Source organism: Bifidobacterium sp. ESL0682 (assembly GCF_029392815.1).
In the GTDB taxonomy this organism is placed as follows: domain Bacteria; phylum Actinomycetota; class Actinomycetes; order Actinomycetales; family Bifidobacteriaceae; genus Bifidobacterium.
Window position 1 is genome coordinate 1,344,934 of the sequence record NZ_CP113942.1, and the last position, 10,859, is coordinate 1,355,792.

Genomic DNA, 10,859 nt, shown 5'->3' on the forward strand with positions numbered 1-10,859 from the left:
ATGCCGGCGTTGAAGGGGCATGGGCAAAAATCAAGGTTGGCGTCAGAGATCAGGTGTCGATCTTGGTGCGGTCGAAATCATCGGCGTTGTCGACGATGAACTGGCGGCGCGGCGGCACTTCGTCGCCCATGAGCAGCGTGAAGATGCCGCTGGCGTCCTCCGCTTCTTCCATCGAGATGCGGCGTAGCATTCGCGTGCGCGGGTCCATGGTGGTGTCGGCCAGCTGGTCGGCATCCATCTCGCCCAAGCCCTTGTACCGCTGCACATCAGGGTTGTAGGCGATGCCCTGCTCGTCGAGTTCAGCGAGCTTTCCGGCCAGTTCATCGTCGGAATAGGTGTAGATGAACTCGCCCTTGTGCTTACCAGCAAGCGCGATACGGTGCAGCGGAGGCACCGCAGCGTAAACGTGGCCATGCGAAATAAGCGGACGCATGAACCGGTAGAACAATGTCAACAAGAGAATGCGGATATGTGCGCCGTCGACATCAGCATCGGTCATCATGATGACCTTGTCGTAGCGGGTCTGAGTAACGTCGAAGTTCGCACCGGACCCGGCGCCGATGACCTGAATAATCGCCGAGCATTCCTTGTTGGCGAGAATCTGGGTCATGCTGGCCTTCTGCACGTTCAGGATCTTGCCACGAATCGGCAGAAGCGCCTGGAAACCGGAATTGCGTGCGGCCTTGGCGGTGCCGAGTGCGGAATCGCCCTCGACGATGAACAGTTCGGCCACATCGTCGTTTCCCGGCTGGCAGTCGGAAAGCTTGGACGGCATGGAGGCGGACTCGAGCGCATTCTTACGGCGAGTGACTTCCTTGGTCTTGCGTGCCTGAATACGGGCGTGCATCTCGCCGACAATCTTCTCGAGTACACGTCCGGACTGTTCCTTGAAGCCGCGGCGCGATCCGTTGATCATCTCGCCAAACTGCTTGTCGGTCATCTTGGAGACGATCGGGCGCACCGGAGCCGTGCCAAGCACGTCCTTGGTCTGGCCTTGGAACTGCGGTTCGGCGATACGTACGGTGACCACAGCGACGAGGCCGGCAAGAATGTCGTCACGCTCGACCTTGTTCTTAGTGTCCTTGAGATTGACCTTGAGCTTACGGGCGTTGGCCTCAACAGCCTTGCGCACCTGCTTGGTGATACTTTGCAGGAAACCGTCGACGTGCATACCGCCACCGGGAGTCTCCACGACGTTGACAAAGCTGCGAATGGTGGTGTCGTAGCCGTTGACCCAGCGCAAGGCGATATTGACCGAGCAGTCACGCTTGATCTTCTCGGCATGCAAATCGCCATTGGCGTCGACCGCCTGCGTTTCCTCGGTATAGGTGGCGTCGCCGGAGATGCTCCAAACGCTCGAGACGGACTCTCCATGAGAAAGGAAATCGACAAAATCCTTGACGCCACCGGTGTGCAGGAACTCCTCGACGCGCTTGTGCGGGCGCTCTGGAGCACCATTGGTTTCGACATTCAACGATGCATTGGCATCGCTCTGCGATTGGCTTTCGTCTTCGGCTCCGTCATTCGTCGAATCGTCATCTGCGGAATCCGTTCCTTCTCCATCGGAGGAGTCGAGTTCCGTATCGTTGGATGACGGTTCCTTGTCATCGTTTCCAGCGTTGTCCTCGATGCTGTCAGCATCACCGTCGTCTGATGATTCACCAACGCCAGTCTCATCGGCATTGTTGTCAGCGCTTTCGCCAGCTTGCGATGACAGAACATTGTTACCCTCATCGAATGCCGAAGCCAACGTGGGTGCCTGCCCCACACTGGCGGCATCAGTTTCCGATTCCGTACCGGCTTCTTGCACCGGTTGCGGCGCATCAACCTCAAACATGTCATCCACGGAAGCGTCGCCGGTCTCTGGAATGTTCTCGTCAATGACCACAATCTTGAGGCCCGGTACCAGGAAGCTGGTCTGGCGCACACGGTCTATCAACTGCTCGTAGCTGAATCGCGCAGTATCGTTGAAAATCTCGGGATCAGCCCAATAACGGATACGGGTGCCGGTGGTCTTAGACGTCACCTTGCCGATAACCTCAAGCTCGGTCGGCTTGTTCTTGCGAGTCTTCTTGAATTTGTTGTCCGGCGAGCGATGCTCGGCATCCGGATCGTCATAGACCCCGGGATGACCTTGATGGAACGCCATATGGTAAGTCTTACCGTTGCGGTCAACTTCGACATCCAGGCGTGAACTCAGCGCGTTGACGACAGAGGAGCCGACACCGTGCAGGCCGCCGGAGGCACCATAAGAGGAATTGCCGAATTTCGCGCCTGCATGCAGTTTGGTGAGCACGACTTCGACGCCGGTAAGTTTGGTCTTTTTCTCGACATCGACGGGGATGCCACGGCCGTTGTCGGCCACTTCGATGGAACCATCGGTGTGCAGAGTGACCACGATCTTGTTGCAGGCACCAGCGAGCGCCTCATCGACGGAGTTGTCGATGATTTCCCACAGGCAGTGCATGAGCCCTTGGCTGTCGGTGGTGCCGATGTACATGCCGGGGCGTTTGCGCACGGCGTCAAGCCCTTCCAGCACGGACAGGTTCTTGGCACTGTATTCCTCAACCATTCGCTTCTCTACCTACCTTATAAACACTTTTGGCTTTCGGCCACGAATTATCACCATACCCAACAGCCTCGCCAAATCCGCACCTTCAAGCCTATGAAACCTCAATCACAGCAGCCGACATTGATTTCCTGTTTCATACGCAAAACAAATTCAACGCACCAGGCGGGGTCGAAACGTTCAAGTCCGTTCTTACAAAACTTAAGAGGATACGGAAAACCCGCCGCACCAAGGCGACGGGCACCGAAAATCACTGATCGAGGAAGTCGCGCAGCGTCTGCGAACGAGACGGATGGCGCAGCTTCGACATGGTCTTGGATTCGATCTGACGAATGCGCTCACGGGTGACACCGTAGACGCGCCCGATATCGTCCAACGTCTTGGGCTGTCCGTCTTCGAGACCATAACGCATCTTGATGACGCCGGCTTCTCGAGGCGAAAGCGTCTCCAACACCTGCTTGAACTGTTCCTGCAAGAGGGAGAAGGCGACGGCTTCGGAAGGTGCAATCGCGTCGGTGTCTTCAATCAAATCGCCGAACTCAGAATCGCCATCTTCACCAAGCGGGGTGTGCAGTGAAATCGGCTCACGACCGTACTTCTGCACTTCCTGAACCTTCTCGACAGGCATATCGAGCTCGCGGGCCAGCTCGTCAGGAGTAGGCTCACGACCCAAATCCTGCAGCATCTGGCGCTGAACGCGGGAAAGCTTGTTGATGACTTCGACCATATGGACGGGCACGCGAATCGTACGGGCCTGGTCAGCCATGGCTCGGGTAATGGCCTGACGAATCCACCAGGTAGCGTACGTGGAGAACTTGAAGCCCTTCTTCCAGTCGAACTTCTCGACGGCGCGAATAAGGCCCAGGTTGCCTTCCTGAATCAGATCGAGGAAGAGCATGCCGCGGCCGGTGTAGCGCTTGGCCAGCGAAACGACCAGACGAAGGTTAGCTTCCAGCAGGTGGTCCTTAGCCTTCTTGCCATCGTTTGCCGCCCACTTGAGCTCGCGCTTGCGCTTGAAGTCCATGCCTTCGGACTCGGTGTCGAGCAAGTGCTGGGCGTAAAGACCAGCCTCAATACGCTCGGAAAGGTCGACTTCCTGCTCGGCGTTCAACAGGCTTACGCGGCCGATCTGCTTCAGATAATCCTTGACAGGATCGGCTGTCGCACCGGCGGCGACCACACGGCGTTTCGGATTGCCGGAAGGAGTCAGATTGTCATCATCGTCATCATTGTTGCTGACAACGAACGCGCCCTTGGCCTTCGGCAGTTCGGCGGCGCGGCGATGCGAAGCGGCATCGTCCTCATCGTCGTCATCATCCTCCGGTTCGGAATCCTCATCGTCATCATCGGGCAATGTCGAGGAATCATCTGTAAGGTCGTCGAAATCCTCGTTCTCGTCGACTTCGCCGACATCCTCCATGTCCTCTTCCTGGAACTCATCGTCATCGACGATGTCCTCAGCCTTCTGATTTTCGATTTCAGACTCTTTGGGCTTCTTACGAGAATTCTTCGTAGCAGTTTTGGCGGAACGACCGGTACTGTTCCTCTTGGCCGTCTTCTTGGAAGCGCTTGTTGAGGCGGCGGTCTTCTTGGCCTTCGTCGTTTTGGTCGACTTTTTGGCTGATGACGATGAGGAAGACGAACGGCTTGACTCCGACGCGCGAGTGACTTCGCTATCCTCGCTCTGCTTAGCCTGTGCGGTTGTTGTCTGTTCCTTCTTGGCCAAACTTGTCCTCCTCAAGTAAATCCGATTATTCCACGCATCCAAAAACGACGCGAATACGCCATATTACAAATTTTGTGACTATAAGAGTCAACCATCTCATAAGGACGATTATTCCCGATTCCGGCAAATCGCTTCGTCAAAAAATAACAGAATGTCTTATTCACCGTAAAAGGGTTCAATCAAGTCCACCCGGAGCAGTTTCAAAAATCCATTTTCGTCACTATGTCAGCATTTCAGCCGCCAAGCCGGCCTCAGTTCCTGAGCCACAGCCGAAGCCACGATACGCGCCAGCGTGCATTGACTGTCAAGCTCCAACGCGCGCTTCGCGTAATCAAGCGCGTCATCGCTGCCAAGCCACCAGGAACCGTATGCTGCCACGGTGAGAGGCTGCACTTCGAAACGGCCCGATACCTGGTCGGCCATGCTCTCAAGCATGTCAATGCCGCATACGCAACGCTCACGATCAGGCAAACAGTCGGCGTCGTTGAAGGCACGGTCAAGCAGCCGGTACAGATGGATGACATTGGCCGGATCGTGGGGACTTGAGGCCAGATCAAGCATGGCTTTGGTATCGACCACGGTCGGCGCTCCGGACACCAGCGACATGATCAGGGCATCACGCGCGGAAAGCATATCCGCCATCGCCACGCATAGCTCCTGCGCATGCTCCTGCGACATGCGATGCACGCGGCCATCGAGATTGCCGTTCCATTCGTCGAAGGGAGCATCAAGCCAATCTCGGTTGGCCTTGGCGATGCCCCGTTCCATCTTGCAATGCTGCAATCGACGGGACAAAACTTCCAACCGGTCATCATCGTGCGGCCTTTGCGATTCATCAGCAGCTTTTGCCTTGCCTTCATCAAAATCAAAAGGGGCACCTCGCTCCCCAGACGCGCCACGAGAACGATTTGCCGGCCGATTGCAAGGCGGACGGCAAGCATGTGAACCCGTACATGCTTGAGAAGTTGGACGTTTCCTTGTTTTGCGGCCATACCTATTTTCGGCTGAATCCTGTCTTTCCGCCTCGGCCCTTCTTCTGCCTTTATCGCCACGCCTTCTACTGGCTGAAGACCTTTGAGCCGAAACTCTTGTCTCCGTTTCGTCCTCGGCAAACTTCGATGTTAGTTGCGTCATAATCGCTCCTTGATGGTTGGTGCTCCGCACCTATCCGATCCTGGAAAAGAAATGTGCGAAGGCATCTTGTTCAATTCACTATGTCATACTTCTCAACATTTCCGCGTGATTTTCGGCCACTGTGGTCGAAGGCTTCTTAACGTTGGAAATTCGCCATTTTCTACACCAAAACAACAATGTGAATAGCCAAGTATGGCGATGTGGATAATCTTGGGCAATATGCAGACAAGTGTGGATAGCCGTGTCATCGATCAACGCATCGCAGAACTGACCGACAAGTGGATGCAATGCCATGACGGGGACGATATCGCCGCAAGCTTACAGCCGACATTGCAGGCGGTCATCGACGAAGGAGCGGCTGCAAACCGGGGCGGAAAACGGTTGCGTGCCCTGCTCGCCTTGGCTGCTTTCAAGGCATATGGCACTGAATGCAACCACGACCTCTCCCCTATGCTCGACCTCGCCTGCGCCATCGAAATCTATCAGACCAGCGCGCTCATCCACGACGACATCATCGATGATTCACCCCTGCGCCGCGGGCACGCGAGCGCCCACATCGCCCTGTCTCAAGCCGGCGGGCCAAGCAATTCAGGAACCGGGCTGGCACTTATGCTCGGCAACATGCTGGCCACAGCCTCAGTCGACATCGCGGCAAATGCCCTTGAAAACGATGCCCTGCACCACTCGCAAGCCAATCTGCACACCTTCCTTGAGATGCAGCGAGCCGTGGAAATCGGCCAGAGCATGGATTTGGGGGCCGAGACCATCAGCTTGAGAAAACCGGACGAGCTGATCGACGCCTCACTCAACGTCTTTGCTTGGAAAACGGCCAGTTACACCACCATCGCACCGTTGCAGCTGGGCCTGTGCGCGGCAGGAATGTCCCCGGAGACAGCACGCGAGACAGCACGTTCCATCGGTCTGCCACTGGGTTTGGCGTTCCAGCTGGCCGATGACCTCATCGATGTTGTTGGCACGACGGAAAACACCGGCAAGCCCGTAGGAGGCGATATTCGTGAGGGCAAACGCACGGTATTGCTGGCCGACGCCTTGCTCGCGTCGGATGACAGTGAAAAGAAAACCCTAATTAATATCTACACCCACCAGCAACGAGACAACGCAGATGTGCGCACGGCACTGAATCTGTTTGCCGTCACCGGTGCCATCGAAACTTCTAAACAGCGCATCGACCAGCTTTGGCAGGAAGTGCAAACGGCCATCAACTGGACGGATTTGGATACCGAAAACCAGAGGATCTTACAGGACGCCTGCTCCCATTTCATTCCCAAAGATTTCCAATAGGTCTTCATTTCCCGACAGCAAAGCACAAGATGCTATATTTCATCGTTTCATAGGCAAAATCGCAAAGACAAGAAAAACGTTGTCGGCTCAGTACCTTGGCGCATGTAATATTGAAATAATCCGTATTCACCATTCGAGCCAAGGAACAGCAACCAAGCCATGAGCGAAGCCGAGCAGGAGCCGCAAACCCAGCTGATCGATGGACGTTACCGCGTCTTGGGGCCGATTGCGGACGGCGGCATGGCCACGGTCTACAAGGCGAAGGACGAACGGCTTGAACGCGTCGTCGCCATCAAGGTGATGCACACGCAGCTGGCGCAAGGCCCACACCGCGACCAGTTCGTGGCCCGTTTCCACCGTGAGGCCCGCAGCGCAGCGGCCATCAGTAACCCGCATATCGTACAGGTCTACGATTCCGGTACAGCCGGCGGACGCGACTATCTGGTGATGGAATACGTGCACGGCGTCAATCTGCGCCACGAGATGAATGAGCGCGGCACTTTCAGCGTCCACGAGACGGTGCGTATCATCTCCCAGACGCTCGACGGTCTGGCCAGCGCCCATCGAGCCGGGGTGGTCCATCGCGACATCAAGCCCGAGAACATCCTGTTGAACGACCGTGGACGGGTACAGATCACCGATTTCGGACTTGCCAAGGCAATGAGCGAAGCAACGCTTTCAACCACCGGTATGCTACTCGGCACGGCGGCTTATCTGGCACCAGAGATGATCGAGAACAATCTCGCCACTCCACAAGGCGATCTCTATTCCGTAGGTATCATGGCTTGGGAGATGCTGGCCGGACGCGTACCTTTCACCTCCGATAACCCTGTGACGATGGTGTTCAAACACGTCCATGAGGACGTACCCGCACTGGACACTGTCTGCCCGGGCATAGACCCCTCGATTTCGGCATTCATCAGCCACCTGACGGCCCGAATGGTCGAGGCTCGACCAGCTGATGCCACAGAGGCCTTGCAAGAACTGAAGACGCTCAGTTCAAAGATTGGCGTTGACGGATGGCAATACCGTTATGTCGTGTCAGCTGACAGCCGTGAAGCCGACGGAAAAGGGACCACTACGCCACTTGTCGGCACGGCCCCGCCGATACCTCCTGCCACAGTTGCCGAAGTTCCTGACGAGGCTGCCGCCGCTCCCGCAGTGCAGTCGGTTTCACCCACATCTCCGATGTCTCCTCTACCGTCTGCCGCTTCAACGGCGCAAAAGGCATCTTCACCGTCATCGGCTTCTCCGACAACGCAGGACATGCCCTCCCAATCAGAGGCTCCATCGATCGCGCAGAATACGACCCCTCAATCACAGGCGCCCTCAGCGATAAAAGACATGCCATCCGACTTTTATGAGCGGCAATCAGCGCCAAACGCTGCCACACAAGCAATCGACGGGCGTACCTTGGCCAACGACGGCACTGCCGCAGCGAACAACCCGACCATGTCGATAGGTCTAATGGACGTCCCGGTGACGGCTCAACAAGAATCTGTGGCACTGGACAACACCGCCGCCACATCAAAATCCGGCAAACCCTCGAAACTGCGTAAACCGGTAATCATCATGACCATCATTCTCATTCTTCTGGCGATACTCGGCGCCGCCGGCGTGGCATGGTGGTATTTCCTCGGCCCCGGCAGCTACTACAGCCTGCCCAAGCCCGAAGATCTGAATTGCGCGCAAAACACGACCTGCCGCATCACCGATGTCAAGTGGAAACCGTACGAAAGCACACTCAAGATCGCCGGCATCCCCTATGAGACTTCAGAACAGTTCAGTGACAAAACGGCTAAAGGCAAGGTCATTTCCACCGACCCTGGCAACGTGGGCGGCAAGGTGAGCAAACGCACCGATGCAAAACTCAAGGTGGTCATTTCCAAGGGCGTCCGCCATATCACCATTCCCGAAGATATTCTCGACCCGTCGAGCACAGATGGCCAAAAGCCGCTGGAAGCACTCTCCCAGGCTGGTTTCACCAATGTGGTCCATGAGCAGAGCACGGACGAATACTCCGAAGACCTTCCCGAAGGTGCGGCAAAATCCGTATCCCCCAAGCCCGGAACAACCATCGCCCACAACAGCAAAATAACGGTGGTCCTTTCCAAAGGACCCATGCCCGTGAGCATGCCCGACGTGACAGGTCGTTCGAAGGATGACGCACAAGCCGCGTTCGACGATGCGAAACTGAAGCCGAACTACAGAGAGCAGTTCAACGATTCGGTGCCCGCCGGTTCCATCGTCTCCACTTCCATCAAGCCAGGCACGCAACTGCACTGGGGCGACAAGGTCGACGTTGTGGTCTCCAAAGGGCCGGAAACGGTGACCATTCCCGATGTGCGGGGCAAAAACAAGGACGATGCACAGAAGATTTTGGAAGATCTGGGCCTCACAGTCAAGGTCTCAGCGCCCCTCGGCGACATCACCCACCAGGTCCGCTTCCAGTCCCCCGATCCCGGAGCCCAGGTTCGCGTACGCGGCGACGATGGCAATCCCACCGTCATCACGATTACCGTGGTTTAGCAATCGCTCAGCCTTAAGACCTATTGAGTCTTTAACCGGCGCCATTACTTTCAGCATCACGGATTTGGAACGCTTCAACCCGTACTTGCAATGATTATTTTCATCATCACATGGTCAAAGCAATCTGTTTCACTGCCCGATCTGTTTGGCCTGCTTCGCCTTGTTCATCTCCGCTTTGACCTTCTGGGCATATTCATCCACGTATTCCTGCCCGCTGAGCTTGGCAATTTCAGCCATGACACGATCTGTCAGATCACGTAACTCTTCATGCGTGATGGTATCCGGATCGACTTTGCGCACTGAAATCGGTTTGCCGTAGATGACCTTGGTATGGCCAGAACTCGGGATAATCTGACCAGGCATCTGTACCTGTCTGCTGCCGACCACAGCCGTGGGAATGATAGGACAACCGGTTTCCAACGCCAACTTCGCCACACCGGTATGACCGCGATAAAGCCTGCCATCGGGGCTACGCGTGCCTTCCACGTGGATGCCGAAAAGGTGTCCGTCTTCGATAATCTGGCGCGCATGGGCAAGCGCACCGAGCGATTTCGAGCCACCGGAGCGATCCACCGGGAACACACCGACCGAGGTGAACCACCATTTGATGAACTTGCCCTTGATGCCTTTGCCTTCAAAATACTCGGCCTTGCCCATGAAATGAATCATGCGCGGGCTGGTGAGCGGAATAAGCGCATCATCGATGACCGCCAGATGGTTCGAGGCGATGATGCCGCCGCCGGTCTTGGGAATGTTCTCCACACCGATACCCTGGGGATGCATGCGCCAACGCGCGAGCGGACCAAGTCCACGGACAAAGAACCAATAGAGCACGAACTCTTCCCTCCTCATGGCACACGCATCTCACAGGCGTGCATATTCCACATCAATTGGCCGACCACTGGGTTAAAGTGGTCGGTATGACTAGTCTCAAGGATAGCAACAACGCTGACGATAACCATGGTGACGCCGATTCGAACGCGACACCAGTTGATCATCACGATGATGCCACCGAGACCAGTGCGATCATGAATAATACAAACGGTGGGAACACCGATGACATGTGGAAGCAATTTGAAGCCGAACATGCCGACGATTTGAGCGATATCAGCAGTTCCCACAACGCCAAGCGCTTCGAGAAACATGCCAAGCGTGAGGAGAAGAAGGCACTGCTTTCCGTCGAAGATATCACTCCCGACTCTTTCGCACGCGGATCTTCTTCTTCCAAACCGCACGGCCCGCGTGATTTCGTAGGTTCCAGCTGGCTTGACGCCGATGATGTGATGGACAGTTTCGATGACTTCACACCTCCGAACCCCGATCTCGGCCACTTTGACCCGGTAAAGGTCGTTTTCTGGGGGTTGCTGATTGTCGGCATCGCCGGGCTGATCGCTCTGGTCTTCTTCCCGAGATTCGCCACCATCATGGGTCTTGTGTTCGGCTTATGCGCTCTGATCGGAGGCGTGGGGCTGCTCAGTGTGCATAAGGGACACAGTCAGACACGGATGGACTATTTTGATGATGGATCCAGGGTCTGAAATACCTTCTTAAAACAAAACAAGACGGTGGCTGACATACACAATGTCAGTCACCGTCTTT

The 10,859-nt window shown here is 56.0% G+C and carries 7 protein-coding genes; 3 read left to right on the forward strand and 4 right to left on the reverse strand.

The genetic code is table 11. From position 1 onward, the window contains the following. Positions 1-49: 49 nt before the first annotated feature. From OZX57_RS05705 to OZX57_RS05715, 3 genes are all read right to left on the reverse strand, one after another. The gene (locus OZX57_RS05705) at positions 50-2,572 is read right to left on the reverse strand and encodes a toprim domain-containing protein (RefSeq protein ID WP_277161765.1); all 2,523 of its coding nucleotides are present in this window, start codon (positions 2,570-2,572) and stop codon (positions 50-52) included. A gap of 247 nt (positions 2,573-2,819) precedes the next feature. Continuing rightward, positions 2,820-4,295: an RNA polymerase sigma factor gene (locus OZX57_RS05710; RefSeq protein ID WP_277161766.1), complete on the reverse strand. Its 1,476-nt coding sequence runs from the start codon at positions 4,293-4,295 to the stop codon at positions 2,820-2,822. A gap of 225 nt (positions 4,296-4,520) precedes the next feature. Beyond that, entirely contained in the window at positions 4,521-5,063 is a 543-nt protein-coding gene (locus tag OZX57_RS05715; RefSeq protein ID WP_277161767.1) for a hypothetical protein, read from the reverse strand. Positions 5,064-5,648: 585 nt separating this feature from the next. Between OZX57_RS05715 and OZX57_RS05720 the strand changes: the two genes are divergently transcribed. Together OZX57_RS05720 and OZX57_RS05725 are read left to right on the forward strand one after the other, a co-directional pair. Then, positions 5,649-6,731 carry a polyprenyl synthetase family protein gene (locus tag OZX57_RS05720; protein WP_277162955.1) on the forward strand — a complete coding sequence of 361 codons (1,083 nt, stop codon included), beginning with the start codon at positions 5,649-5,651 and terminating at the stop codon, positions 6,729-6,731. A 159-nt stretch (positions 6,732-6,890) separates the two neighbouring features. Next, positions 6,891-9,260, forward strand: a complete 2,370-nt coding sequence (locus tag OZX57_RS05725; RefSeq protein ID WP_277161768.1) for a Stk1 family PASTA domain-containing Ser/Thr kinase — start codon at positions 6,891-6,893, stop codon at positions 9,258-9,260. A 129-nt stretch (positions 9,261-9,389) separates the two neighbouring features. Here OZX57_RS05725 and OZX57_RS05730 read toward each other — a convergent pair whose 3' ends face one another. Continuing rightward, positions 9,390-10,094: a lysophospholipid acyltransferase family protein gene (locus tag OZX57_RS05730; protein ID WP_277162956.1), complete on the reverse strand. Its 705-nt coding sequence runs from the start codon at positions 10,092-10,094 to the stop codon at positions 9,390-9,392. A gap of 86 nt (positions 10,095-10,180) precedes the next feature. Here OZX57_RS05730 and OZX57_RS05735 point away from each other — a divergent pair, with 86 nt between their 5' ends. Continuing rightward, positions 10,181-10,798: a DUF308 domain-containing protein gene (locus OZX57_RS05735; protein WP_277161769.1), complete on the forward strand. Its 618-nt coding sequence runs from the start codon at positions 10,181-10,183 to the stop codon at positions 10,796-10,798. Positions 10,799-10,859: the final 61 nt, after the last annotated feature.

Excerpts from the sequence above, each read along its gene's own strand:
- OZX57_RS05705 (WP_277161765.1), bottom strand. The coding sequence starts at position 2,572 with ATGGTTGAGGAATACAGTGCCAAGAACCTGTCCGTGCTGGAAGGGCTT.
- OZX57_RS05715 (WP_277161767.1), bottom strand. The coding sequence starts at position 5,063 with ATGGAACGGGGCATCGCCAAGGCCAACCGAGATTGGCTTGATGCTCCC.
- OZX57_RS05720 (WP_277162955.1), top strand. The coding sequence starts at position 5,649 with ATGCAGACAAGTGTGGATAGCCGTGTCATCGATCAACGCATCGCAGAA.
- OZX57_RS05725 (WP_277161768.1), top strand. The coding sequence starts at position 6,891 with ATGAGCGAAGCCGAGCAGGAGCCGCAAACCCAGCTGATCGATGGACGT.
- OZX57_RS05735 (WP_277161769.1), top strand. The coding sequence starts at position 10,181 with ATGACTAGTCTCAAGGATAGCAACAACGCTGACGATAACCATGGTGAC.